Below are 24743 nucleotides of genomic sequence, written 5' to 3' on the forward strand. Positions count from 1 at the left end.
TCGGGGTCGGATCGTGTGTCAGCGCGGCGCCGTGATCGGCGGCGGGCCGCCTTCTGGCGCCTTCTTCGGCCGCAGCGAACCGGCATAGAACGAGACCAGCCAGACCAGGATGATCGCGAGGAGATAGACGCCCCAGGCCTGCGGCGGCGTGGTCGCCCAGCGCAACAGGCCTTTGAACGTGCGGGGCGGGCGGTTGTCTTCGGTCATGGCTCGCTTGTGCGCGAAAGCCGCGAGCCGGTCAATCCGGCCGCCGGTCGGTGCGGATCAGGAACAGGGCGGCCAGCGCCGAGAGGCTGAGCGCGGACGAGACCATCAGCACCCTGGCGCCCATGACGTCGATCAGCAGGCCGAAGGCCAGCGGCGCCACCGCCTGCGCCATTCGCGCCGGCGCGCCGATGACGCCGAGGCGATAGCCGAAATCCTTCGGGCCGAAGATCGAGAGCGGCAGCGTGCCGCGCGCGATGGTCAGGATGCCGTTGCCGGAGCCGTGGAACAGCGCAAACGCGCTGGCCGCGGCGCCGCCGAAGATCGCCACGACCACGGCGCCGAGCGGATGAGTGAGGCAGGCGAGCCGCGTCGACCACAGTGGGTGGAAGCGGCTGAGGAAGCCGGCTTCGAGGATGCGCGCGCCCACTTGCGCCGGGCCGATCAGCGCGCCGGCGGCGATCGCCTCGACCGGCGTCGCGCCCGTCGCCTCCAGGATCCGCGGGAAATGCGCGGCCATCGCACCGGTGACGGTCCAGACCGCGGCGAAGATGAAGGCGAGCAGGATCATGGTGCGGTCGAGCGGCACGTGCGGCTTGTCGGCCAATGCTGCCGCCTGCTTCGCGCCCTTGATCGCCGGCAGCATGAAGAAGTTGAGCGGCAGGCCGATCAGGATATTGGCGGCGGCCCAGGCGAAACAGGTGTCGCGCCAGCCGATATGCGACAGGCCCCAGGCGGTGAGCGGCCAGCCGACGGTGGAGGCAAAGCCCGCCATCAGCGTGATGCCGGTGATGGACCTGCGTGCCTCGGTGCCGTAGATGCGGCCGAGCGCGGCGAAGGCGGCGTCGTAGAGCCCCATCGCCATGCCGATGCCGAGCACAAGCCACGCGATCGCCATCACCACCACGGACTGCGAGAGGCCGAGCAGCGCGAGGCCGGCTGCGATGATCAGGTTCGAGGCCGACAGCACCTGCCGTCCGCCGACGAGATCGATCTGCCGCCCGATGCGCGGGCCCAGCATCGCGGAGATCACGAGCGAGGCGGAGAACGCGCCGAAGATCCAGTTGGAGGAGACGCCGAGGTCGCGCGCCATGGGATCGGCGAGCAATGCCGGCAGATAATAGCTGGAGGCCCAGGCGAGGGTCTGCGTGGTGCCGAGCGCAAGGATGATCGGAAGCTGGCGCTGGCTCATAGGCCAGTGTTTCTGGTCGGCGGTGTCATCGGCCAGCATTTGCAGCCTGCGGCGCCGGCGCGTCAACAGCGCTTGCGGCATATTCGACCTGCTGCGGACGGGAGCCTTGGTGGCGCGTGGTTCGCGCGCGGCCTTTCGCTCGTCACGAATGCACGCCATAATAGCCCGCATGCAATTGACCTCGCGCCTTGCGCTGATGAACTGGCTGACCGGCCAGGGCCTTACGGGCTTGCCCGAAATCGAACTGCTGCGCGGCTTCTGCGAGCGATGCTGCGCCGAGGGCCTGGAACTCTCGCGCGGTCTCGTCGTCATCGACACGCTGCATCCGATCTACGAAGGTCGCGGTTTCCGCTGGAGCGACCGTCCCAGCAACGAAAGCGACGCGTTCGAATATGGCTCGACCGCCGAAGGCGACGCCGCCCAGAGCTGGCGCCGTTCGGTGTTCTTCCACATGCTCGAGCACGGCCAGGACGAGATGGTGATCGATCTCGCCGACGCGCCGTCGATGGATTTCTCGCAGATCGGCGAGCTCGCCGAGAAAGGCCACACGCACTATCTCGCCTTCGTGCATCGCTTCGGCGAGAACGGCGCGCTCGGCCTGATGGATTGCCTCTATTCCTGCTGGACCACGCGCCGCCCTGAAGGTTTCGGCGAGGGCGAGCTTGCCGCGCTGCGCGATCTCGTGCCGGTGCTGGGGCTCGCGATCAAGTCGGCGCAGCAGATGGACATCGCGCGCACGCTCGGGCGCGTCTATCTCGGTCGCGACGCATCCGAACAGGTTCTGCGCGGGCGCATCTCGCGCGGCGTCACCGAGCGTATCAACGCCGTGCTCTGGTATTCGGATTTGCGCGGCTCGACCGGGATCAGCGAGAGCATCGGCCCCGACGAGATCATCCCGTTCCTCAACGATTACGCGCAGGCCGTGATCGACGCGATCCACGATGCCGGCGGCGACGTGCTGAAGCTGATCGGCGACGGCGTGCTGGCGATGTTCACGGCTGCGGACATGGCGGATGCCCGCCGCGCCGCGCTGCGCGCCGAGCATCTGTTCCGAAGGAACGTCGCGGCGCTGAACGCGCGGCGGGAGGCGGACGGCCGCCCCACCACGTCGGCCTATATCGGGCTGCATGTCGGAGAGGTCTTCTACGGCAATATCGGCAGCGAGGACCGGCTCGACTTCACGGTGGTGGGGCCGACCGTCAACGAAGTGAGCCGCATCGCCTCGATGAGCCGCTCGGTCGACCGCGAGCTGCTGGCCTCGGCCGAGTTTTACAAGGGCCTCGACGCCGCCGGCCGCCGCTATCTCGTCTCCACAGGCCGCTTCGCGCTGCGCGGCATCGGCCGCGCGCAGGATCTCTACACGCTCGATCCCGAGGTCGACGCAAGCGAGCCGGTGACGGGGAGCTACGAACGCTATCTGGCGAATTAGCGCTGGACCGCCGGCGCCGAGACATCAGGTGTTTTCGTTCGATCCTGGGCGGGCCATTGTTCGGACAGCGGCGGCATGGGCGTCTCCTTGCCGGTCATGCGTTCAACGGCGACGGCGTAGACGGTGATGATGTCCAGCCGCGGGAAGAACCCCTTCGGTCGCGTCGTGTCCGGTTTGCCGTATTTGGCCATGAGCGTTTCGCAGAAGCGCTGCTTGATGTCCCTGTCGTCCACGACCCTGATGCGGCCGAACAGGCATATGCTGCGATAGGCGAGACCGGAATCGCACTCGAACCGGCCATAGTCGAAGACACCGTCGTGCACGTCGATCTCGATGCAGACGCGCGGATTTCGCTCGATGTTTGCGCGCAAATGTCCTCGGGCGGCGGTCGTGTGCAGATAAACCTCGCCGTCGAGCCACAGATAAAGCAGCGGGATGCAATAGCGGAAACCGTCCTCGCTGACTGTCGCGAGATGGCCGGCATATCCGCGCGCCAGCATCTCCAGGATACGCTCCTGCGACATGGCACGGTCCTCGCGACGAATTTGCGGTGAGCTCATGGTGCCAGCCGCTCCACGCCGCCATGCGAACGAGCGGACATTTCGGGTTTCCTTGTTATCCGAAACAGGATAGAAAAATAGTGGTCTGAAGCAAAGGTCCACTTGATCCCATCGAGGCATACCACTTTCCGCGTGCGGCTCACCCTGCTGGATGAGGACTCGTGAAGATCGCGCAGAGCTGGGCAGAACTCTATTCCTTCAGCGTCGATCGTGCGGCGGAGACGCCGGTGTTCCGCCAGATCTATCTCGAGCTACGATCGGCCATCCTGTCCGGCGCGCTTCGCCCTGCGGCAAAGCTGCCCTCGACGCGCGACCTCGCCGTGCAACTCGGCGTCTCGCGGACTGCAGTCGTTTCGGCCTTCGAGCAACTGCTGGCCGAAGGTTATGCCGTCGGCAGGAAGGGCGCCGGGACCTACGTTGCCTCCGATCTGCCTGAACCGTTCGCGGCGCCTCATGGCCGTAAAGCGCGGGCGGTGCCGGCCGCGGCAAGTGCGGCCTCCTTTCACGGGCTCGGCGATTTCGTCGATGTGACGGCGCAGAACGACGAGCGTCCCTTCAACCTGGGACGCACCCTTTTGGATGCACGTAGCGCCGAATTGTGGCGCAAGCTCACCGCGCGCACGCTACGGTCGTTCGAGCGACTTCATCTTGGCTATGGCGATCCGCGTGGCATGTCCGAACTGCGGAAGTCGGTTTGCGATTATCTGCGCGCCGCACGCGGCGTGCGCTGCGAGCCCGACCAGATCGTGATCACCGCCGGCACCCAGCAGGCCATCGACATCGTCGCGCGTGTTGTGCCGGGGCCGGACAAGGCGGTCTGGATCGAGGACCCCGGCTATCCCTTGACGCGCCTGACGCTCGCCGCGTCAGGCGCGAAGGTCTACCCCATCCCGGTTGACCAGCATGGTGTCAACGTCACGGAAGGAATCCGCCGCGCCCCGAAGGCGCGTGCCGTTTTCATTACGGCCTCGCACCAGTTTCCAACCGGCGTTCCCCTGTCGATGGCGCGCCGGCTCGAGCTTCTGGCCTGGTCCCGTGAGTCCGGCGCATGGATCATCGAGGACGATTACGCCAGCGAATTCCGCTACGGCGGCCGGCCGCTCGCGTCACTGCAGGGACTGGACGAGGCCGGGCGTGTCATCTACGTCGGAACGCTCAACAAGGCGCTCTTCCCGGGACTGCGGCTCGGCTACGCCGTGCTGCCGGATCCGCTCGTGCAGAGCTTCGTTGCCGCGCGCTACCTGATGGACCGTCAGCCCTCGAGCCTCTGCCAGTCCGTTGTCGCAGCCTTTATGGAAGAGGGGCACTTCGCGGCCCACGTCCGCAGAATGCGGGACGTGTACCGCCGCCAGCGCGACACGCTCGTTGCGGCACTGAGCCGGCGTCTGGGCGATCATCTGTCGGTCGAGCCGCCGGATCAGGGCATGCACCTCGTTGCCTATACGCGACGGGGACTTTCCGACGTGAAGATCGAGCGGGCCGCGCGCGACCACGGCGTCGTCGTTCGTGCGATGAGCCGCCTCTATATCGAGGCGCCGGCGCGGTCGGCGCTGATGCTGGGCTTCAGTGGTTACCCCCAACAGACCATTGCGCCGGCGGTCGCCCGGCTGGCAGGGGCGATCGCCGCCGGCGCGGTTTCAGGCTAGCCCCGCGCGGCCACTTCATCTCCCACCATGGCCGGTTGCCGATCCAGCGCAACTGCGGGCGACAGCCAGATCACCAGTGCCTGCACGCCGAACACGGCCGCAGCGAGATAGAGGCACGCTTCCGCACTCCAGACGCCGCCGACGATGGCGCCAAGCGCCGAGCCGAGCGGGCGGGCGCCATAGCTCATGATGTTGATGGCGGAGACGCGCCCGAGCAGGCGCGGCGGTGTCACGGACTGGCGCAGCGTTGTGGTCGAAATCACCCACAGGATCGGTCCGACACCGAGCAGGAAGAAGCTCAAGGCCGCGAGCCAGGGCGAGGGGACCAGCACCGTCAGCGCCATTACCACTGCCGCGACGAATCCGGTGACAGGGCCGAGGCCGACCACCGTTCCGAAGGCGATGCGCGTCATCACCCGCGTTGCCAGCAGCGCGCCGATCACCATGCCGATGCCGTACATCGTCAGCACGGTGCCGACACCCGCCGCCGTCAGGCCGAGATGGCGCACGGCGTAGGGCACGAACACCGCGACCTGCAGGAACCAGCCGGTGTTGAAGATGAACTGGGTGATGAACACCGGCCGCAGCAACGGATGGTGAAACACGAAGGCCGCGCCTTCGCGAATGTCCTGGAACGGATGACGCCGCGGCGGGGGCGTCCGCGCGGGCTCGTAGATGCCGGAGAGCAGCACCACGGCGATGGCCGAGAGCCCGGCGGCAAAGCTGAAGGCCAGGCTCGCCCCCCACCAGCCGACCAATGCACCGCCGAGTGCAGGACCACTGGCGAAGGCGATGGTGCGTGCAAGCTCGATCCGCGCATTGGCCGCCGGCAGAAGGTCCGCGCTCACCAGCGACGGCACCAGCGCCGGTGCGGCCACGCTGTAGACGACGGTGCCGCACACGGCGGCAAAGCCGAGCAGCGCCAGCAGCGGCAGATTGAGCGCGCCGAGCGCAAGCAGCAACACGATGGCGGCCAGCGCCACCGCGCGGAGCGCCTCGGCGCCAGCCATCAGCGAGCGGCGCGAGATCCGGTCGGCCAGCAGGCCGGCGGGAATCGCGAACAGGACGAAGGGCAGGGTGAGCGCGGTCTGGAGCAGCCCGGTCTGGCCCTCGGCGACCCCAAGCGTCAGCACCGCGACGATGGGAGCCGCCGCCAGCGCGATCTGCTCGGCCGACTGTGCCGCCAGATTGGACCAGGCCAGACGGCTGAATGTGTCGGGAAGGCGCGGGGAATTTGACATGGCTCATTTCCTGCAAAGTCGGGTTGGCGCCACTATTCGGTTCCGACGACGGCAACCCACCCGCTTCCCGACAAGGCGGTGAACAGCGATGGGAGGGGAACCTATGCGGCTAGATGCAGTTGCAAATGAGTTGCAATAAAGTTCAACTTCAGTATTCTTCCCCCCATGGATGCTCGATCGCCCGATTTGACCCAAAAACTCCCCCGAGATGCCGCCGGCTGGCGCACGGATGCGCCGGCCACAAAGAGCCTTGCCGAGCTGAACGGCTCGGTCGCACTCCCCATTGCGGGCGTGTGGTGGCGCCGGCTGCTCGCCTTCGTAGGTCCGGGCTATCTGGTCTCGGTCGGCTATATGGACCCCGGCAATTGGGCCACCGATCTCGCCGGCGGCTCGAAGTTCGGCTACACGTTGCTCTCGGTCATCCTGCTCTCGAATTTGATGGCGATCCTGCTGCAGTCGCTGGCGGCGCGGCTCGGCATCGTCACCGACCGCGATCTCGCGCAGGCCTGCCGCGCGACGTATTCGCCGGCCACGAACTTTCTGCTCTGGCTCGCCTGCGAGGCGGCGATCATCGCCTGCGATCTCGCCGAAGTCATCGGTACCGCGATCGCGCTGAAACTGCTGTTCGGCATTCCCCTGATCGGCGGCGCGCTGATCGCCGCGCTGGATGCCTTCCTGCTGCTGCTCCTGATGAACCGCGGTTTCCGCTTCCTCGAAGCCTTCGTGATGGCGCTGCTCGCCGTGATCGCGGTCTGCTTCGCGGTCCAGATCGTGGCCGCGGCGCCGCCGGTCGCGGAGGTCCTGCGCGGCTTCATGCCGAAGACCGAGATCTTCACCAACCCGGAGATGCTCTACATCGCGATCGGCATCATCGGCGCGACCGTGATGCCGCACAATCTCTACCTGCACTCCTCGATCGTGCAGACGCGCGCCTATGAGCGCAACGACACCGGCCGGCGCGAAGCGATCAAATGGGCGACGACGGACTCGACCATCGCCCTGATGCTGGCGCTGTTCATCAACGCCGCGATCCTGGTGGTCGCCGCCGCGACCTTCCACAAGAGCGGCCATTCCGACGTGGCCGAGATCGGCCAGGCGTTCGAGCTGCTCTCGCCCTTGCTCGGGCTCGGCATCGCCTCGACATTGTTCGCGGTGGCGTTGCTCGCCTCGGGCCTCAACTCGACGGTGACGGCGACGCTCGCCGGCCAGATCGTGATGGAGGGGTTTCTCGATTTGCGCCTGCCGAGCTGGGCGCGGCGCCTGCTGACGCGTGGCATCGCCATCATTCCGGTGATCGTGGTCACCGCGATCTACGGCGAGCGCGGCACGGCCGATTTGCTCGTGTTCAGCCAGGTCGTGCTGTCGATGCAGTTGCCCTTCGCGGTCATCCCGCTGGTCCGGTTCGTCTCGGACCGCCGCAAGATGGGCCAGTTCGTGATTCCCACGTGGGTCGCCGCGATCGCCTGGATCGTCGCGGGCATCATCGTGGTTCTGAATTTGAAGCTGCTGGTGGATACGCTGTTCGGGTGAGGACGCTGCGGTTGTCGTCGTCCGGCTTGACCGGACGACCCAGTATTCCAGAGACGCTTGTGATTGGGCCGAGACACCGCGGCGTACTGGATGCCCCGGTCAAGCCGGGGCATGACGGAGAGCTAATCCTGCGGCTCTGACGACGCATCGCCCTGCGCGTCGATGCGCAGCCAGCCTGAGGGCGCGAGGCGCTGCTGCGGCAGGAAGCGGGCCTTGTAGTCCATCTTCTTGGAGCCTTCGATCCAATAGCCGAGATAGACGTAGGGAAGGCCCTGACGTCGCGCCCGCGCGATGTGGTCGAGGATCATGAAGGTGCCCATCGAGCGGCTGACCTGGCTCGGCTCGAAGAACGAATACACCATCGACAGGCCGTCGCTGAGCACATCGGTCAGCGCCACCGCGATTAGCTCCTCGCCGCGGCCGGTGATGCCGCTGTCGGGGCCGCGCTTGCGGTACTCGATGATGCGGGTCTCGACATGGCTGTCTTCGACCATCATCGCGTAGTCCAGCACGGTCATGTCGGCCATGCCGCCGTGGCGGTGCCGGGAGTCGAGATAGGCGCGGAACACCGAATATTGCTCGGAGGTCGGCACCGCGCTGCGCTGCTCGCCGATGATGTCGGCGTTGCGCGCGACGACTTTGCGGAAGTTGCGGGAGGGCCGAAACTCGTTGGCGACCACCCGGACCGAGACGCAGGCGCGGCACTGGTCGCAGGCCGGCCGGTAGGCGATCGACTGGCTGCGGCGGAATCCGCCATGGGTCAGGAGGTCGTTCAGGTCGCCGGCGCGCTCGCCCACCAGGTGCGTAAACACCTTGCGCTCATGCCGGCCCGGCAGATACGGGCAGGGGGATGGCGCCGTGAGGTAAAATTGGGGGGTGTCGCGCGAGTGCTGGGTCAAGGGACGTCGTGGGCCTCCGAAGTGGGTGTCAGCATCGCGCTACGAAAGCCCCCGGTCAATTGGTCCGCTCGGCAGATCAGATCAGTCAGCTTAGCGGGTCCTGGTTGATAGGTCCTTGATCACTGGGTTCTCAATAGGTCCTTGCCGCCTGAGACACCGGCGCCCGGACCGAATTGTTGACGATGACCGTTCCCAGCACGAAATCGTGCAGCAGGCGCCGGCGGCCATTGAACAGGCCGACCAGCACCACGAAGGGCGACAGGAAGGAGACCGTCACCCAGAACAGCACGGCGTGGGTGGCGCCGAGCACGAAATAGCCCGGAGCGCCGTACCAGGTGCGCAATTCGAGGTCCATCAGGCGCATGCCGATCGTCGCCGACGACGGACCGCCGATGCAGGCGCCGTAATAGACGATGGCCCAGATCACGGATGCGGGCCAAGCCAGCCAGAACAGCGCCCAGCCGATGCCGAGCGTGACCACGCCGAACAGGGCGATGAAGAGGTATCCGAGGATCACCGGAACGGAGATCACGACCATGTCGACCAGGAAGGCGAACACCCGCCGCGTCGCGACGCCGCGGAACAGCTCCGGATGCAGATAGGGATCATAGGCGTGCGGCCGAACCCCGCCGTCATTGCGCCAGGCGTTGCCTGAATTGCCCGAGTCCGAATACGACATGGTCCGTCCTCCCAGGGAAAACTCCCGTGGCAGGACATGGGAACAAGCCATCCCCGTGCCAAGGGCGCGCTGGGATCAACTAGCCGAAATATTCCGGCGATTCGGGGGCGCTGGGAGGCCGAGTGGGCTTACCCCTGCGCCCGCAGCTTCTCCGCCGCCTTCGGCGCGAAATAGCTGAGCACGCCGTCGGCGCCGGCGCGCTTGAAGGCGAGCAGGCTTTCCATCATCGCGCGCTCGCCGTCGAGCCAGCCGTTGTTGGCGGCAGCCACGATCATCGCGTATTCGCCTGATACCTGGTAGGCGAAGGTCGGCATCGCGAACGTGTCCTTCACGCGGCGGACCACGTCGAGATAGGGCATGCCCGGCTTCACCATCACCATGTCGGCGCCCTCGGCGATGTCGAGCTCGACCTCGCGCAGCGCCTCGTCGGTGTTGGCGCTGTCCATCTGGTAGGTGCGCTTGTCGCCGGTGAGCGTCTTGGCCGAGCCGATGGCGTCGCGGAACGGGCCGTAGAAGGCGGAAGCGTATTTGGCCGCATAGGCCATGATCTGCACGTCGAGGAGACCCGAGCGGTCCAGCCCTTCGCGGATCGCGGCGACGCGGCCGTCCATCATGTCGGAGGGGGCGATGATGTCGCAGCCGGCTTCGGCCTGCACCAGCGCCTGACGCACCAGCACCGCGACCGTCTCGTCGTTCAAAATCCTGCCGTCGGTGATCAGGCCGTCATGGCCGTGGCTGGTGAAGGGATCGAGCGCGACGTCGCAGAGGACGCCGATCTCCGGAAACTCCTTCTTGATGGCGCGCACCGCCTGGCAAACCAGATTGTTCGGGTTGGTCGCTTCCGAGCCTTCGTCGTCGCGCAGGGACGGGTCGGTGTAGGGAAACAGCGCGATGCAGGGAATGGTGAGCTTCATGGCGCGCTCGGCCTCGCGCACGGCCTGGTCGACGCTGAGGCGGTCGACGCCCGGCATCGAGGCGATCGCTTCGCGCTTGTTGTTGCCGTCGATCAGGAACAGCGGCCAGATCAGATCGTCGGTGGTGAGCACGTTCTCGCGCACCATGCGCCGGGCCCATTCGGCCTTGCGGTTGCGGCGCGGACGGATGGTCAGATCGAGGGCAGGGGAGGCTCCCGTGCCAGTTCCGCGCGAAACCTCGCGCAATTCGATCGGACGTCCGTACTTGATCGCCATCACTCTTCCTCCGGCTGGAATTATTCTTATACCAGCTCGCATGGTTCCCGTCACCGCGGCTTGACCTGCCGCAAGGGATAGCAGCCGATTGATTTTGCGGGGCGAACCAGCCAGAAGGGGGCCATGTCCGAGATCTCCACCCGCGATGCGGCCCGCGACGGCGCCAATGTCAGGGACGCCGCCCGAGACAATGCCCGGGACAACGCAATGTCGGTGGCGGCGATCTCGTCGGAGCGCCAGGAGTCCGACGACAATGTCTGGACGCGCCGGCTGGTGCTGTTCCTGCGGGTGATGGCGCTGCTCTCGATCCTCAAGGGCCTCTATCACTGGGCCCAGGTCACCGGCTTCGTCGGCGGCGAGGACGAGGCGTTCGAGAACCAGTCGATGGCCTGGCAGGCCTCGACCATCTACTTCGCCGTGATCGAGCTCGTCGCCGCGGTCGGCCTGTGGCTGGCGACGCCCTGGGGCGCGGTGGTGTGGCTGACGACCGTGGTGTCGATGGCGGTGATCGAGCTGATGTTCCCGGGCATCTACGGGGGCAGCCTGATCGTGGTCGGCGTCGAAGCCTTCATGCTCGCCGCCTATCTCGCGCTCGCCTGGATGGCCGCGCGCGAGCGGCCGCCATAGCAGATAAACTCTCGTGCCCCGGCTCTGCAGCGCAGCACGCGGTGATGCGCTGCAGAGCCGGGGCCCACGTCTCCGCAATCTCGTTTGTGGCCTTCTGGGTCCCGGATCTTCGCTGCGCTCGTCCGGGACACGAGAGTGGAGTTGTGGCGACTTGGTTGACCGCTGGTTGCGTAAAATTTGCCGTAACTTTTCGCTAACCAGCTCGTTCCGCCACAGCCGTTACGCGCGCGTTTCGAAACGGGGCGGGGCTGTTCTGGAATGCGACAACCGGGGCGGACGGAGGGTGAACAGGACCTTGCGAGGGTCAACAGACGGTTGCGAAAAGCCCTTGTGGCACAGGCTTAATCCGCAATTCACTGTCTTAAATTCATGATCTCTTTATTCTCTTATTTAAGCCGATCTTCAAACGCCTCCCCTTAAGTTGCACCTATCAGACGGGACACAAGTTTCGTCGAATAAGTGTCGATAAAAACGACAACAGGGGAAGTGTCATGATGAAAGCCGTCGCAACTGCGGCAGATACCGCAGAGCGCGTCTCCGGCCAGCAGGGTTCGGTGCAGTCGCTCTATCTGGAAGCCTTGACTCTGGTGGAGCGGCTGCATCGCCGGCTCCTCGACGTCATCAAGGACGAGTTCGATCGCCGCGGCCGCGCGGACATCAATTCGGTGCAGGCGCTCCTGCTCTACAACATCGGCGACAAGGAGCTGACCGCGGGCGAACTGCGCACGCGCGGTTACTATCTCGGCTCCAACGTCTCCTACAATCTGAAGAAGCTCGTCGAGCTCGGCTTCCTCGATCATCAGCGCTCGCGCGTTGATCGCCGCTCGGTGCGCATCCGCCTGACCCCGCAGGGCCAGGAAGTCCGCCGCATCGTCGACTCGCTCTACCAGAAGCACGTCAAGACCGTTGAACAGGTCGGCGGCATCTCGGGCGAGGAGTTCTCGACCCTCAACAAGTCGCTGCACCGCCTCGAGCGGTTCTGGACCGACCAGATCCTGTATCGGCTCTGAGTTTTCCGAGGGATCAAGGCCAAGCCGGCCCATAACAAGACCGGCAAGCCCTCCCGAACGTGCCTCACTTCCCCAAGCGCGCCGGCCCGGTTTGTCCCGGACCGGTGCGTTTTGTCGTCTCGCGGTTGCGAAAAAATACGACGACCCGGCGGAACCAGTTCCCGGCCTCGCGGTTATCTCTCCGGATCGGAGGATGCGATGCTGGTCGAACGCGGGTTGCAGGCTATGAACGTCGAGCTCGTGAGCGATGCCTACGCCATCGCCGCGAATTACCTCCGCCGCTCCGGCGCAATTCCAGACACGCTCGTCACCAACGAACGGCTGCTCGAGATCATCGTCAAGCTGCTCCAGCATGGCGAACTCAACAAGATCAGGCTTGCGAACAAGGCGATTGGCCGGTTCGAGGCCCAGTGCGGGGCCCGCGCGGTTGCCTGATCGAAACTCCCAAAACACACAAGAACCAGAGGGTGCCATGGAAGCTGCCATCGACCGCATCATGCAGACCTATGACCTGCTCGCCAACCGCACCTCCGCGGCGAGCGCAGAGGCGCGGACCAAGGTGACGAACTATCTCAATACATTGATTGAAGCGGGCGAAAAAGACACCCACAGGTTGACGGTCTGCGGCCTGACCTATCTGCGCCAGCTCGACGGAAGCGTGGACCCGGTGAAGGCGGGGTATACCGGGCTGTAGGGAATGTCCGGCCCGATCCTGCGTCCGCACGGCCCTTAGGGCCCAAAGCGGACCCTTTGGGTTGTTCGGAATGGGGGCGGTCTTAGAGAGCCGTTCTTCCATCCCACCATATCTTGCATAAATATCAGGTCCGACCCGCAACTACTTGGCCTGTTGCGGGCAATGTGGTAGATCGCGCTCGCCGCTTCCGATCGCCACACCAGACCCGTCCGTAGCCCGCCAAGAGGCTGCGGCGGTGGAGATATTCGCAAGATGACCCTCGCCAAAACCGCCTCCGCGCCCGACTCGTTTTTCACCGCCCCGCTCGACCAGGCCGACCCGGAAATCGCCGCCGCCATCAAGGGCGAGCTCGGCCGGCAGCGCCATGAGGTCGAGCTAATCGCCTCCGAGAACATCGTCAGCCGGGCCGTGCTGGAAGCGCAGGGTTCGGTGATGACCAACAAGTACGCGGAGGGTTACCCGGGCGCGCGCTATTACGGCGGCTGTGAGTGGGTCGACGTCGCCGAGAACCTCGCGATCGATCGCGCCAAGAAGCTGTTCGGCGCCGGCTTCGCCAACGTGCAGCCGAACTCCGGCAGCCAGATGAACCAGGCGGTGTTCCTGGCGCTGCTGCAGCCCGGCGACACCTTCATGGGCCTCGACCTTGCGGCCGGTGGCCATCTCACCCACGGCTCGCCCGTCAACATGAGCGGCAAGTGGTTCAAGGCTGCGCACTACACCGTGCGCCGCGAGGACCAGATCATCGACATGGACGCGGTCGCCAAGCAGGCCGAAGAGGTCAAGCCGAAGCTGATCGTCGCCGGCGGCTCGGCCTATTCGCGCCCCTGGGACTTCAAGCGTTTCCGCGAGATCGCCGACAGCGTCGGCGCTTACCTGCTGGTCGACATGGCGCACTTTGCGGGCCTCGTCGCCGGCGGCGTGCATGCTTCGCCGGTGCCGCATGCCCACATCACCACCACCACGACGCACAAGTCGCTGCGCGGCCCGCGCGGCGGCCTGATGCTGTGGAATGACGAGGCGCTGACCAAGAAGTTCAACTCGGCGATCTTTCCGGGCCTGCAGGGTGGTCCCCTGATGCACGTGATCGCGGCGAAGGCGGTTGCCTTCGGCGAGGCGCTGCGTCCGGACTTCAAGGTCTATGCCAAGAACGTCGTCGAGAACGCCAAGGCGCTGGCCGAGACGCTGAAGAGCCACGGGTTCGATATTGTCTCGGGCGGCACCGACAACCATCTGATGCTGGTCGATCTCAGGCCGAAGGGCCTGAAGGGCAACGTCTCGGAGAAGGCGCTGGTTCGCGCCGCCATCACCTGCAACAAGAACGGCATTCCGTTCGATCCCCAGTCGCCGTTCGTCACGTCCGGTATTCGGCTCGGCACGCCGGCGGCGACCACCCGCGGTTTCGGCGTCGCCGAATTCCAGCAGGTCGGCGGCATGATCGCCGAGGTCCTCAACGCGATCGCACAGTCCGACGACGGCAAGGCGCCGCTGGTCGAGGCCGCGATCAAGGAACGGGTCAAGGCGCTCACCGATCGGTTCCCGATCTATCAGTAAGGCTAGGTTGAACGGATGCGCTGCCCGAACTGCAACAGTCTCGATACGCAGGTAAAGGACTCGCGTCCGACCGAGGACTCTTCCGTCATCCGCAGGCGGCGCGTGTGCGTCGCCTGCAATTTCCGCTTCACCACCTTCGAGCGCGTGCAGCTGCGCGAGCTCACGGTGATCAAGCGCAACGGCCGACGCGTGCCGTTCGACCGCGACAAGCTGATGCGCTCGGTGTCGATCTCGCTGCGCAAGCGGCAGGTCGAGCCGGAGCGGGTGGAGAAGATGGTCTCCACCATCGTCCGCGAGCTCGAGACCGGCGGCGAGGCCGAAATCTCCTCCGAGGTGATCGGCGAGACCGTGATGGAGCATCTGCGCACGCTCGACGACGTCGCCTATGTGCGCTTCGCCTCCGTCTACCGCAATTTCCGCGAGGCCAAGGATTTCGCCGACGTGCTCGGCGAGCTCTCCGGTGAGGAGGAAGCGCGGCTCGCCGCGATCCGCAAATGATCTTCCGCATCCTGGAGGATCAGTTCGCGCAGAAGGCCCGCGAGGCCAAGGACGCCGATCGCCGTTTCATGGAGCTGGCCCTTGCGCTCGGCCTGCGCGGGCAGGGGCGGACCTGGCCCAATCCGGCCGTCGGCGCGGTCATCGTGAAAGACGGAATCATCGTCGGCCGCGGCTGGACCCAGCCCGGCGGGCGGCCGCATGGCGAGCCCGAGGCCTTGCAGCGGGCCGGCGAGGCGGCGCGCGGCGCCACGCTCTATGTCACGCTCGAGCCGTGCTCGCATTTCGGTAAGTCGCCGCCCTGCGCCGATGCGGTGATCGCAGCCGGCATCAAGCGCGTCGTCGCGGCGATCGAGGATCCCAATCCGGAGGTGGCGGGCCAGGGCCATGCGCGCTTGCGCGCTGCCGGCATTGCCGTGGACGTCGGTCTGTGCGCGACTGAGGCCGCCTTCGACCATGCCGGCCATTTTCGCCGCATCCGCGATCACCGCCCGCACGTGATCCTGAAGCTCGCGGTCTCGCCCGACGGCAAGATCGGTGCGGCCGGCGGCAAGCCGCTCGCGATCACCGGCGAGGCGGTGCGGGATCGCGTGCATTTGCTCCGTGCGCAGAGCGACGCCATCCTGGTCGGCATCGGCACGGTGCTGGCGGACGATCCGCAGCTCAACTGCCGCCTTCCGGGTATGGAAACGCGTTCTCCGGTACGCGTCGTACTCGACCAGAATCTGCGCATCCCGGCCACGAGCCAGCTGGTTCGTTCTGCGCGCGAGACGCCGCTCTGGGTCGTCAGCTCCGAGCTCGCCGAAGCTGCCGCAGCGACACGCCTTGGCGCTGCCGGCACACAGATCATCCGCATCCCGCCCGGGAGCGCTTCCGGGCTCGATCTTCAGTCTGTGCTGCATGCTCTGGCCGGGAAAGGTATCACGCGGCTGATGGTCGAGGGCGGTAGCCGGGTTGCAGCATCGTTCATTGCGGCCGACCTCGTCGACGAAATCTGGCTGTTCCGCGGAGCGGAAGCGGTTGGGCCCGGCGGAATAGATGCGCTCGATGCATTGCCCCTGTCGAAAATCACGCAGTCGCAGGCCTACAAGGTTCATGCTAGCGAGACATTCGACAAGGATACTCTCACCATCTATGAGCGCGCCTAACATGTTCACCGGCATTGTCACCGACATCGGCGAGGTCATCAGCTTCACGCCAACTGCGCAGGGCCAGCTGCACCGGCTGCGCATCGCCTGCCACTATGACCAGGCCACCATCGCCGATGGCGCCTCGATCGCGAACAATGGCGTCTGCCTGACGGTGGTTGCCTCCGGCGTCGAAGGCGGCAGAACCTGGTTCGACGTCGATGCCGCCGCCGAGACGCTGGCGCTGACGACGGCCAAGCACTGGAAGCTCGGCACGAAGCTCAATCTCGAGCGCGCTCTCAAGATCGGTGACGAGCTCGGCGGCCACATCGTCGCCGGCCATGCCGACGGGATCGCCACCATCGTCAGCCGCGAGGACCTGCCCGATATGGCGCGGTTCGAGCTGTCGACCACGCGGGAGCTGGCACGGTTCATCGCCACCAAGGGCTCGATCACGCTCGACGGCGTCTCGCTGACGGTCAATACGGTGAAGGACGTGACGTTTTCGGTGCTGATCATCCCGCACACGCTGACGGTCACGACGATCGGCGGCTGGAAGGCGGGAGCCGAGGTCAATATCGAGGTCGATTTGATGGCCCGCTATGCGGCGCGGCTGACGGAAATGACAGTTTAAAACTTGGCTTACCCGCCTGCGGCGACTACATAGCGCCAACCCCTGTGAAACGGATTGAACGATGGCAGACGCGCGGCGCGCACCCCTGAAGGACCAGACGGACATTTCCGGCGCGCGCGCGCTGATTGTCGAGGCGCGGTTCTACGACGATCTCCAGGACGCGCTGCTCGACGGCGCGGTGGCGGAGCTGAAGGCGGCCGGGCTGACCCATGACGTCATCACTGTTCCAGGTGCGCTGGAGATTCCAGCGGCGATCGCCATCGCCGTCGATGCCGCTGCCGCCAACGGCAAGCCCTATGACGCGGCGATCGCGCTTGGCTGCGTCATCCGCGGCGACACCATTCATTTCGAGATCGTCTCGCAGGAATCCTCCCGCGCGCTGATGGATCTTGCGGTGGCGCGCAAGCTGCCGCTCGGCAACGGCATCCTCACCGTCAACAACGAGGACCAGGCCTGGGCACGGGCGCGCGCCAGCGAGCTCAACAAGGGCGGCGATGCCGCGCGCGCGGCGATCGCGATGCTGCGCATCAAGCGCCGGCTGGCGCGGGCTTGATCATGGCCGATCACAGCAAAAAGCCGCCGGCTGGCACCGAGAAGAAAGCGAACCGGCGCGGTGCGGCGCGGCTCGCGGCCGTGCAGGCGCTGTACCAGATGGACATCGCCGGCGCCGGCATCAACGACATCTTCGCCGAGTTCGAGAGCCACTGGCTCGGCAATGAGGTCGAGGGCGAAACTTATCTGCCGGCGGAGGCCGCCTTCTTCCGCGACGTCGTCTCCGGCGTCGTGCGCGACCAGAAGAAGCTCGATCCCCTGATCGACGAGGCGCTGTCGCAGGGCTGGCCGTTGAAGCGGATCGAGGCGATCTTGCGCGCGGTGCTGCGGGCAGGGGCCTATGAGCTTCAGCATCGCAAGGACGTGCCGGGCCGCGTCGTCGTTTCCGAATATGTCGATGTCGCCAACGCCTTCGTCGACCGCGAGGAGACCGGCATGGTCAACGCCGTGCTCGACCAGATCGGCCGCCATTTTCGCGGCGACGAGTTCGGGCGGGGGTAGCTTGTCCGGGAGGGCGGTGAATCGATGCGAGACGGCTGCCCCATACACTGCTGTCATCACCCGCGCAGGCGGGTGATCCAGTACGCCGCGGCTTATCGGTTCGACACGACCCTCTCTGGAATACTGGATCGCCCGGTCAAGCCGGGCGATGACAGCGATGGATGCAGCTGGCGCTGATGGCAAACAACCCCTCCGCCGAAGACTCCCTCATCGCGCGCTATTTCAAGCCGCTGGCGACCGATCCCGGCGCGTTCGGGCTTGTCGATGATGCCGCGGTCCTGTCCTCGTCCGGCGACGACATCGTGGTCACCACCGACGCCATCGTCGAGGGCGTGCACTATCTTGCTACCGACCCGCCCGACACCATCGCGCGCAAGGCGCTGCGGGTGAATCTGTCCGATCTCGCCGCCAAGGGCGCGGTCCCCGCCGGCTTTGTTCTCACGCTGGCGCTGCGCAGCAAGGAAGATTCCTGGCTGAGGCCGTTCGCGGACGCCCTCGGCGAGGACGCCAGGACCTTCGCGTGCCCGCTGCTTGGCGGAGACACGGTGTCGACGCCGGGACCGCAAATGATCTCGATCACCGCCTTCGGCCGGGTGCCGAAGGGGCGGATGGTCGGCCGCACCGGCGCCAAGGCCGGCGACCGCATCCTGGTGACGGGGACGATCGGCGATGCGGCGCTCGGCCTCGACCTGCTCACGGGCGGCGCGGCGGCGGCGACGCTGGCGAAGGACCAGGCCGCTCAGGACTACCTGATCGATCGCTATCGCGTTCCGCGGCCGCGCAACGCGTTGGCCAGGGTGGTGCTCGCCCATGCGAGTGCAGCGATGGATGTATCCGATGGCCTGGCAGGTGATCTCGCCAAGCTCTGCGCCGCATCCGGCGTCAGTGCGGTGATCGAGGCTCACCGCGTTCCGGCATCACCTCCCGCCACCGTCGCGATCTCTTCCGTCGGTCTCGAGAGGCTGGTGTCGGGCGGAGACGACTATGAAATCCTGTGCGCGGTTCCGGACGCGCGCTGCGCCGATTTCACGCGGGCGGCCGAACAGGCGGGTGTTCCCGTCACCATGATCGGCACCATTGTTGCCGGCCACGGAGCGCCGCGATGGACGGACGCGCAAGGCCACGAGATCGCGCTGCGACGCCTTTCCTACAGCCATTTCTAGATTTCGGTGCGACCCAATGTCAGCCGGGACGCCAGCGTCCTCTCTCTGCTTTTCTCGCTATGATCGGGTAATATCGGCAATCGCAACTGACGGGCTTGATTCGGATGACGGCGGATTTAACCGTGAGCGAGCTGCGGCCTGTTCCCGGCAGGGAATGCGGAAGCTGCACGCTGTGCTGCAAGGTCTACAACATTCCCGAGATCCAGAAGGCCGCCGGCAAGTGGTGCGGGCAATGCAAGCCTGGCCGGGGCTGCAAGATTCACGATAACCTGCCGGACCAGTGCGCAGAATTCAATTGCCTTTGGCGTACGGACGCTGCGATGCCGGCGCAATGGAAGCCGGATCAGGCGAAGATGGTAGCCATCATCCATCCAATGACCCGGAACATTCAGATCCAGGTCGACCCGGGTCTGCCGTCGGCATGGAGCCGCCAGCCCTATCACGACCACTTGCGGCAGTGGGCGACGAAGAACATGCCGAAAGGCATGTACGTCGTCGTTTTCGTCAACGAACTGGCGACACTCGTTCTGCCTGACCAGGATGTGCAGCTCGGTCCGATGACACCGGATCAGGTCATCACGGTGCGGAGGGAGTCCGGTTCAAGCGGGGCGGTCTATGAGATCAAGGTCTCGACCACGCGGACCCTGCCGGATGGTCAAACCGTCGAAGTCGCATCCACCTCTCGCCATCCTGTGAGGTCGGCGGCCTAAGCGAAGCCGTGGCCGTGCCTTGTCTGGTTCGGCGGCCGTAGCGATCACGGCGATTGGATTCATCGAAGAGCCGACGCCGCCGCGCTTTGTCGACAGCCAGGGCACGGATCTGGTCTGATTTGGCGATCGCAAGCCCGACGACAGCAAGCAGATCTATCAGAGCCAAAGGGAGCCAATGGATCTGATTCTATGACGGCGGCCGTTTCGAGTTTGAGCGAGGTACCGGCTCCCGGGAGGGAGTGCGGAAGCTGCACGCTCTGTTGCAAGGTCTACAACGTGGTCGAGCTCGGCAAGGCCGCCGGCAAGTGGTGCTCGCATTGCAAGCCCGGCCGGGGCTGCACGATTCACGACAAGCTGCCGAACGAGTGCGCGGCGTTCAATTGTCTCTGGAAAACCATGCCGTCGATGTCGATGCAATGGAAGCCCGAGCAGTCGAAGATGGTGCTCACCTTGCACCCCGAGACCAATAACATCCATGTCGTGGTTGATCCCGGCCTGCCGTCGGCCTGGACCCGGGAGCCTTATCACGGCGGGCTGCGCGGGTTGGCGAAGACCAACATGATGAAAGGCCATCTTGTGGTGGTGCTGGTCAATGAGCAGGCGACGCTCATTCTGCCCGACCAGGATGTCACGCTCGGCATCCTCAAGCCCGAGCAGGTCATTTCGGTCGCGCTGGAGACCGGCCCCAGTGGCGGCGTCTACGATGTCAAGATCTTCAACCGGCGCACGACAGCCGAGGGGCAGACCCTGGAAATGGCATCGACCTCCCGTCATCCCGTCAGGTCCGCCGCCTGAGGCCGAGGCACGGACTGGCGCTCATCGGTGTGTCCGAGAGGTGTCTGGAGACATTCCGCTGAGCGGGCGTCTACGACCTAAATACCTGCCGAGATCGCCTTTTCGGTCGCTTCCGGCGTTGCACCCTCAATGCGATTTTGGCAAGCTTGTGGCCGACTAACGCCACCTCTTCAGGGCAAGGGGCGGGGTTGTTCAAAATCAAGGCGCCGCACCGCAAGACGGACAATAAAAGGCGCCGGGGACACATCAAGGATCTGAGGCAGAAAATCACATGACAGCATTATGGTTGATAGTGCTCTGCGGAGTGCTTTCCGTCGTCTACGCGATCTGGGCGACGTCTTCGGTGTTGAGTGCGGACGCGGGGTCGCCGCGCATGCAGGAGATCGCGGCAGCGGTGCGCGAAGGCGCACAGGCGTATCTCCGACGCCAGTACACCACGATCGGTATCGTCGGCATCGTCATCTTCGTGCTGCTCGTCTATTTCCTCGGTCTTTATGTCGCGATCGGCTTTGCCATCGGCGCCATCCTGTCGGGGGCGGCTGGCTTCATCGGCATGAACGTCTCGGTCCGCGCCAATGTGCGGACCGCCCAGGCGGCGACCACCTCGCTCGCCGGGGGCCTCGAACTCGCCTTCAAGGCGGGGGCCATCACCGGCATGCTGGTGGCGGGTCTCGCTCTGCTCGGCGTGACGCTGTACTTCGGCTTCCTGGTGCACTCGCTGAAGCTTGCGCCCGATAGCCGAGTCGTGGTCGACGCCATGGTGGCGCTCGGCTTCGGCGCCTCGCTGATCTCGATCTTCGCCCGTCTCGGCGGCGGCATCTTCACCAAGGGTGCGGATGTCGGCGGCGACCTCGTCGGCAAGGTCGAGGCCGGCATCCCCGAGGACGACCCGCGCAACCCGGCCACCATCGCCGACAACGTCGGTGACAATGTCGGCGACTGCGCCGGCATGGCCGCCGATCTGTTCGAGACCTATGCGGTGACCGCGGTCGCCACGATGGTGCTCGCGGCGATCTTCTTCGCCAAGACGCCGATCCTCTCCAACATGATGACGCTGCCGCTCGCGATCGGCGGCATCTGCATCATCACCTCGATCATCGGCACCTTCTTCGTCAAGCTCGGGCCGAGCCAGTCGATCATGGGTGCGCTCTACAAGGGTCTGATCGCAACCGGCGTCCTGTCGCTGGTCGGCATTGCCGGCGTGATCTACTTCCTGATCGGCTTCGGCAAGCTCGACGGCGTCGACTATACCGGCATGGCGCTGTTCGAGTGCGGCGTCGTTGGCCTCGTCGTCACCGCGCTGATCATCTGGATCACCGAGTACTACACCGGCACTGACTATCGTCCGGTGAAGTCGATCGCGGCCGCGTCGGTGACGGGTCACGGCACCAACGTGATCCAGGGCCTGGCGATCTCGATGGAGTCGACTGCGCTGCCCGCGATCGTCATCATCGCCGGCATCCTCGTCACCTACAGCCTGGCCGGCCTGTTCGGCATCGCGATCGCGACCGCCACCATGCTGGCGCTGGCCGGCATGGTTGTCGCGCTCGACGCCTTCGGCCCAGTTACCGACAATGCCGGCGGCATTGCCGAGATGGCGGGCCTGCCGAAGGAGGTGCGCAAGTCGACCGACGCGCTCGACGCGGTCGGCAACACCACCAAGGCGGTGACCAAGGGCTACGCGATCGGCTCCGCCGGTCTCGGTGCTCTCGTGCTGTTCGCGGCTTACAACCAGGACCTCAAGTTCTTCATTGGGGACTCCGCGAACCATGCCTACTTCAAGGGTGTCAACCCGGACTTCTCGCTCAACAACCCCTACGTGGTTGTTGGCCTGCTGTTCGGCGGCCTGTTGCCGTATCTGTTCGGCGCGATGGGCATGACGGCGGTCGGTCGTGCGGCGAGCGCGATCGTCGAGGAGGTGCGCCGGCAGTTCCGCGAGAAGCCGGGCATCATGCAGGGCACCGACAAGCCCGACTACGGCCGGGCGGTCGACCTGCTGACCAAGGCGGCGATCAAGGAGATGATCATCCCCTCGCTGCTGCCGGTGCTGTCGCCGATCGTCGTCTACTTCCTGATCTACGTCATCGCCGGCGGCGGTGCGGCCGGCAAGTCGGCGGCGTTCTCCGCTGTCGGCGCGATGCTGCTCGGCGTGATCGTGACGGGCCTGTTCGTCGCGATCTCGATGACCTCGGGCGGCGGCGCCTGGGACAACGCCAAGAAGTACATCGAGGACGGCCATTACGGCGGCAAGGGCTCTGACGCCCACAAATCCGCCGTCACCGGCGACACCGTCGGCGATCCCTACAAGGACACCGCGGGACCCGCGGTGAACCCGATGATCAAGATCACCAACATCGTGGCCTTGCTGCTGCTGGCGATCCTGGCGCACTGATCGGCGCCAACGACCAAAGACAAAACCCCGCGGCGCGAGCCGCGGGGTTTTTGATTTGTTTTGGTGCGGAAGTCTTTCATCGCGTCATTGCGAGCGCAGCCTCACCCTCGCTGTCATCGTCCGCGAAGGCGGACGATCCAGTATTCCACAGACTGCGGTGTGACGCGGAGAAGCCGCGGCTTACTGGATTCCCCGCCTTCGCGGGGAATGACATCGGTGGATGCTGCTTTTATCTCCGCGCAAACGTCTCGCGCGAACGCCTACTGCACATCCATCTGCAGGCCTTCCTTCTGGATGATGCCGGCGAACTTCTTCGTCTCGGCATCCACGAAGGCGGAGAACTGCTCCGGTGTGCTGTAGTCGGCGCGAGCGCCCATGGCGGCGATGTTCTTCTTGATGTCCTCGCGCTCCAGCATCGCCTTCACTTGAAGGTTGAGCGCCTCGAGCACGGGGGCGGGGACGCCCTTGGGCAGGAACACCGAGAACCAGGACGACACGTCGAAATTGGCCAGCTCCGGCGCGCTCTCGCGCATGGTCGGCAAATCCTTCGCCAAGTCGCTGCGTTCGGGCGTGGTGACGCAAAGGCCGGTGAGGGTGCCGTTCTGCACCTGGGGCAGACTCGGATAGAGATTGTCGAACAGGATCTGGATGTCGCCCGCGAGCGCGGCCTGGAGCGCGGGGCCGGCGCCGCGGAACGGGATGTGCGTCATCTTCAGGCCGGTGAGCTGGAGGAACCAGGCGCCGGTGAGGTGAGGGCTCTGGCCGACGCCGGAGGAAGCGTAGCTGAGCTTGTCCGGATTGGCCTTCAGATACGCGATCAGCTCGGCAATGGATTTGATGCCGGTCTTCGGATGCGCCGAGACGATGTTCGGAATCCGGATGATGTTGGAGACCGGCTGGAGCTGGTCCGGCTTGTAGGTGAGGTTCTTGAAGATGCTGTAGGCGATCGCGTTCGGACCGGGATTGCCGACCAGGATGGTTTGGCCGTCGGGCTTTGAGCGGACCACTTCGGCGGTGCCGATCGTGCCGCCGCCGCCGGAGCGGTTTTCCACGACAGCCGACTGGCCCCAGGCGGTTTGCAGATGCGCGGCGAGAAGCCGGCCCATGACGTCGGTGGAGCCGCCGGCCGCGGCCGGCACGATGACGCGGACCGTTTCGGTCGGCTTCCAGTCGGCCAAACTCGATCGCGGCAGGATCGCTGCAGCCGTGAGGCCCGCGGCGCCGGTGAGAACCTGGCGACGGGACAGAAATTTCTTATCGAGTTTCTTGGGTAGTTTGTTGGGCACGAATCCACTCCCTGCTTCTTACTTTGCAGGGAGCGTATGGAACCCGGCGCTCAACGGCAAGTCGTACGCGACGACAAGTGCCACGCTGGAGGCGGCACGACGCCGCGGGCTGAATACTCAGTTAAAACTGAGCAGCTTGAACAGCGGCGCGAGGTAGCTCATCTCCTGGCCCGACGTCGCGGTGGTCCGGCTGATGAAGTCGAAGATCTTGCCGTCCTGGAGGCCGTAATTCGCCAGTCGGCGCACGCGCCGATTCTTGTCGAAGTAGACGGCGATGACGCGCTGGTCGACCACCCTCTGGTTCATGAAGGCGACCATGCGCTCCGAGCGCTGCGAGATATAGTAGAACACCTCACCGTCGAGGGTCGCGACCGTGGAGGGCGTGCCCATCACGATCAGCACCTGGTCCTGGCTCGCGCCGATCGGAATCTGCTCCAGCGCGCCGGGCGGCAGGATGTAACCCTTCTGGAACTGCTCGCCGGTGCAGCCCGCAAGCGCAACGCCGACGAGCGCCATGGCCGCGAACAGGCGCAGGCCGCGCCAGCGTGCTTGAAAGCCGCGCAGCTTGTCCGCGCGCCGGCTGGTCTGGTTCGTTATCGTCATAGCGGAACTGATTCCGTCCCCTTGCGTCGCGCG

26 protein-coding genes are annotated in these 24743 nt (G+C 65.4%); 17 read left to right on the forward strand and 9 right to left on the reverse strand.

Annotated features, from left to right (window positions below):
• Positions 1 to 18 precede the first annotated feature (18 nt).
• Together F8237_RS30640 and F8237_RS30645 are read right to left on the reverse strand one after the other, a co-directional pair.
• On the reverse strand, positions 19 to 207 hold the full coding sequence (locus F8237_RS30640) for a hypothetical protein (protein WP_151649841.1): 189 nt from the start codon (positions 205 to 207) through the stop codon (positions 19 to 21).
• 31 nt (positions 208 to 238) lie between these two features.
• Positions 239 to 1396 carry an MFS transporter gene (locus tag F8237_RS30645; RefSeq protein WP_151650732.1) on the reverse strand — a complete coding sequence of 386 codons (1158 nt, stop codon included), beginning with the start codon at positions 1394 to 1396 and terminating at the stop codon, positions 239 to 241.
• A gap of 169 nt (positions 1397 to 1565) precedes the next feature.
• On the opposite strand from F8237_RS30645, the gene F8237_RS30650 reads away from it, so the two are divergent.
• Complete coding sequence (locus F8237_RS30650; RefSeq protein ID WP_151649842.1) at positions 1566 to 2825, forward strand: adenylate/guanylate cyclase domain-containing protein; 1260 nt, start codon at positions 1566 to 1568, stop codon at positions 2823 to 2825.
• Here the strand turns inward: F8237_RS30650 and F8237_RS30655 are convergent.
• Positions 2822 to 3385 (reverse strand): pyridoxamine 5'-phosphate oxidase family protein, encoded by a 564-nt coding sequence (locus F8237_RS30655; protein ID WP_162006284.1) that lies wholly within the window; start codon positions 3383 to 3385, stop codon positions 2822 to 2824. The two genes, F8237_RS30650 and F8237_RS30655, sit on opposite strands and share 4 nt — an antisense overlap.
• Positions 3386 to 3546: 161 nt before the next feature.
• On the opposite strand from F8237_RS30655, the gene pdxR reads away from it, so the two are divergent.
• On the forward strand, positions 3547 to 5031 hold the full coding sequence (gene pdxR / locus F8237_RS30660) for a MocR-like pyridoxine biosynthesis transcription factor PdxR (protein WP_151649844.1): 1485 nt from the start codon (positions 3547 to 3549) through the stop codon (positions 5029 to 5031).
• Here the strand turns inward: pdxR and F8237_RS30665 are convergent.
• On the reverse strand, positions 5028 to 6272 hold the full coding sequence (locus F8237_RS30665; RefSeq protein ID WP_151649845.1) for an MFS transporter: 1245 nt from the start codon (positions 6270 to 6272) through the stop codon (positions 5028 to 5030). The genes pdxR and F8237_RS30665 overlap by 4 nt on opposite strands.
• Before the next feature lie 165 nt (positions 6273 to 6437).
• On the opposite strand from F8237_RS30665, the gene F8237_RS30670 reads away from it, so the two are divergent.
• Complete coding sequence (locus tag F8237_RS30670) at positions 6438 to 7802, forward strand: Nramp family divalent metal transporter (RefSeq protein ID WP_151649846.1); 1365 nt, start codon at positions 6438 to 6440, stop codon at positions 7800 to 7802.
• Positions 7803 to 7924: 122 nt separating this feature from the next.
• Here F8237_RS30670 and F8237_RS30675 read toward each other — a convergent pair whose 3' ends face one another.
• The 3 genes from F8237_RS30675 to hemB form a co-directional block, all read right to left on the reverse strand.
• The gene (locus F8237_RS30675) at positions 7925 to 8701 is read right to left on the reverse strand and encodes an arginyltransferase (RefSeq protein ID WP_151649847.1); all 777 of its coding nucleotides are present in this window, start codon (positions 8699 to 8701) and stop codon (positions 7925 to 7927) included.
• Between the two features lie 130 nt (positions 8702 to 8831).
• Entirely contained in the window at positions 8832 to 9380 is a 549-nt protein-coding gene (locus F8237_RS30680; protein WP_151649848.1) for an RDD family protein, read from the reverse strand.
• A gap of 128 nt (positions 9381 to 9508) precedes the next feature.
• The gene (gene hemB, locus F8237_RS30685; protein WP_151649849.1) at positions 9509 to 10570 is read right to left on the reverse strand and encodes a porphobilinogen synthase; all 1062 of its coding nucleotides are present in this window, start codon (positions 10568 to 10570) and stop codon (positions 9509 to 9511) included.
• Between the two features lie 123 nt (positions 10571 to 10693).
• Between hemB and F8237_RS30690 the strand changes: the two genes are divergently transcribed.
• From F8237_RS30690 to F8237_RS30755, 14 genes are all read left to right on the forward strand, one after another.
• Entirely contained in the window at positions 10694 to 11197 is a 504-nt protein-coding gene (locus F8237_RS30690) for a DUF6163 family protein (RefSeq protein ID WP_151649850.1), read from the forward strand.
• 491 nt (positions 11198 to 11688) lie between these two features.
• The gene (ldtR, locus tag F8237_RS30695) at positions 11689 to 12207 is read left to right on the forward strand and encodes a transcriptional regulator LdtR (protein WP_011087797.1); all 519 of its coding nucleotides are present in this window, start codon (positions 11689 to 11691) and stop codon (positions 12205 to 12207) included.
• Positions 12208 to 12405: 198 nt separating this feature from the next.
• Positions 12406 to 12642 (forward strand): hypothetical protein, encoded by a 237-nt coding sequence (locus F8237_RS30700; protein ID WP_151649851.1) that lies wholly within the window; start codon positions 12406 to 12408, stop codon positions 12640 to 12642.
• A 37-nt stretch (positions 12643 to 12679) separates the two neighbouring features.
• Positions 12680 to 12901 (forward strand): hypothetical protein, encoded by a 222-nt coding sequence (locus F8237_RS30705; protein ID WP_015685679.1) that lies wholly within the window; start codon positions 12680 to 12682, stop codon positions 12899 to 12901.
• A gap of 252 nt (positions 12902 to 13153) precedes the next feature.
• Positions 13154 to 14452 carry a serine hydroxymethyltransferase gene (gene glyA, locus F8237_RS30710; protein ID WP_151649852.1) on the forward strand — a complete coding sequence of 433 codons (1299 nt, stop codon included), beginning with the start codon at positions 13154 to 13156 and terminating at the stop codon, positions 14450 to 14452.
• Between the two features lie 15 nt (positions 14453 to 14467).
• On the forward strand, positions 14468 to 14950 hold the full coding sequence (gene nrdR / locus F8237_RS30715; RefSeq protein ID WP_007603426.1) for a transcriptional regulator NrdR: 483 nt from the start codon (positions 14468 to 14470) through the stop codon (positions 14948 to 14950).
• The gene (ribD, locus tag F8237_RS30720; protein ID WP_151649853.1) at positions 14947 to 16095 is read left to right on the forward strand and encodes a bifunctional diaminohydroxyphosphoribosylaminopyrimidine deaminase/5-amino-6-(5-phosphoribosylamino)uracil reductase RibD; all 1149 of its coding nucleotides are present in this window, start codon (positions 14947 to 14949) and stop codon (positions 16093 to 16095) included. The genes nrdR and ribD overlap by 4 nt, the downstream gene beginning before the upstream one ends.
• A 1-nt stretch (position 16096) precedes the next feature.
• Positions 16097 to 16708 carry a riboflavin synthase gene (locus F8237_RS30725; RefSeq protein ID WP_151649854.1) on the forward strand — a complete coding sequence of 204 codons (612 nt, stop codon included), beginning with the start codon at positions 16097 to 16099 and terminating at the stop codon, positions 16706 to 16708.
• Positions 16709 to 16769: 61 nt separating this feature from the next.
• Positions 16770 to 17261 (forward strand): 6,7-dimethyl-8-ribityllumazine synthase, encoded by a 492-nt coding sequence (ribH, locus tag F8237_RS30730; protein ID WP_015685683.1) that lies wholly within the window; start codon positions 16770 to 16772, stop codon positions 17259 to 17261.
• A 2-nt stretch (positions 17262 to 17263) separates the two neighbouring features.
• Complete coding sequence (gene nusB / locus F8237_RS30735; RefSeq protein WP_151649855.1) at positions 17264 to 17761, forward strand: transcription antitermination factor NusB; 498 nt, start codon at positions 17264 to 17266, stop codon at positions 17759 to 17761.
• 176 nt (positions 17762 to 17937) lie between these two features.
• Positions 17938 to 18924 (forward strand): thiamine-phosphate kinase, encoded by a 987-nt coding sequence (gene thiL / locus F8237_RS30740; RefSeq protein ID WP_151649856.1) that lies wholly within the window; start codon positions 17938 to 17940, stop codon positions 18922 to 18924.
• Between the two features lie 122 nt (positions 18925 to 19046).
• Positions 19047 to 19634, forward strand: coding sequence for a hypothetical protein (locus tag F8237_RS30745; protein WP_244626022.1), 588 nt, complete (start codon positions 19047 to 19049; stop codon positions 19632 to 19634).
• A gap of 189 nt (positions 19635 to 19823) precedes the next feature.
• Positions 19824 to 20429 carry a hypothetical protein gene (locus F8237_RS30750; protein ID WP_151649858.1) on the forward strand — a complete coding sequence of 202 codons (606 nt, stop codon included), beginning with the start codon at positions 19824 to 19826 and terminating at the stop codon, positions 20427 to 20429.
• Between the two features lie 271 nt (positions 20430 to 20700).
• Positions 20701 to 22821, forward strand: coding sequence for a sodium-translocating pyrophosphatase (locus tag F8237_RS30755; RefSeq protein WP_151649859.1), 2121 nt, complete (start codon positions 20701 to 20703; stop codon positions 22819 to 22821).
• A 260-nt stretch (positions 22822 to 23081) separates the two neighbouring features.
• Here the strand turns inward: F8237_RS30755 and F8237_RS30765 are convergent, their stop codons facing one another.
• Both F8237_RS30765 and F8237_RS30770 read right to left on the reverse strand, forming a co-directional pair.
• A complete protein-coding gene (locus F8237_RS30765) occupies positions 23082 to 24107 on the reverse strand; it encodes a Bug family tripartite tricarboxylate transporter substrate binding protein (RefSeq protein ID WP_151649861.1) in 1026 nt (341 codons plus the stop codon).
• Between the two features lie 117 nt (positions 24108 to 24224).
• Positions 24225 to 24710, reverse strand: coding sequence for an outer membrane protein assembly factor BamE (locus F8237_RS30770; protein ID WP_162006285.1), 486 nt, complete (start codon positions 24708 to 24710; stop codon positions 24225 to 24227).
• Positions 24711 to 24743: the final 33 nt, after the last annotated feature.

It is taken from the genome of Bradyrhizobium betae, assembly GCF_008932115.1.
Taxonomy (GTDB): domain Bacteria; phylum Pseudomonadota; class Alphaproteobacteria; order Rhizobiales; family Xanthobacteraceae; genus Bradyrhizobium; species Bradyrhizobium betae.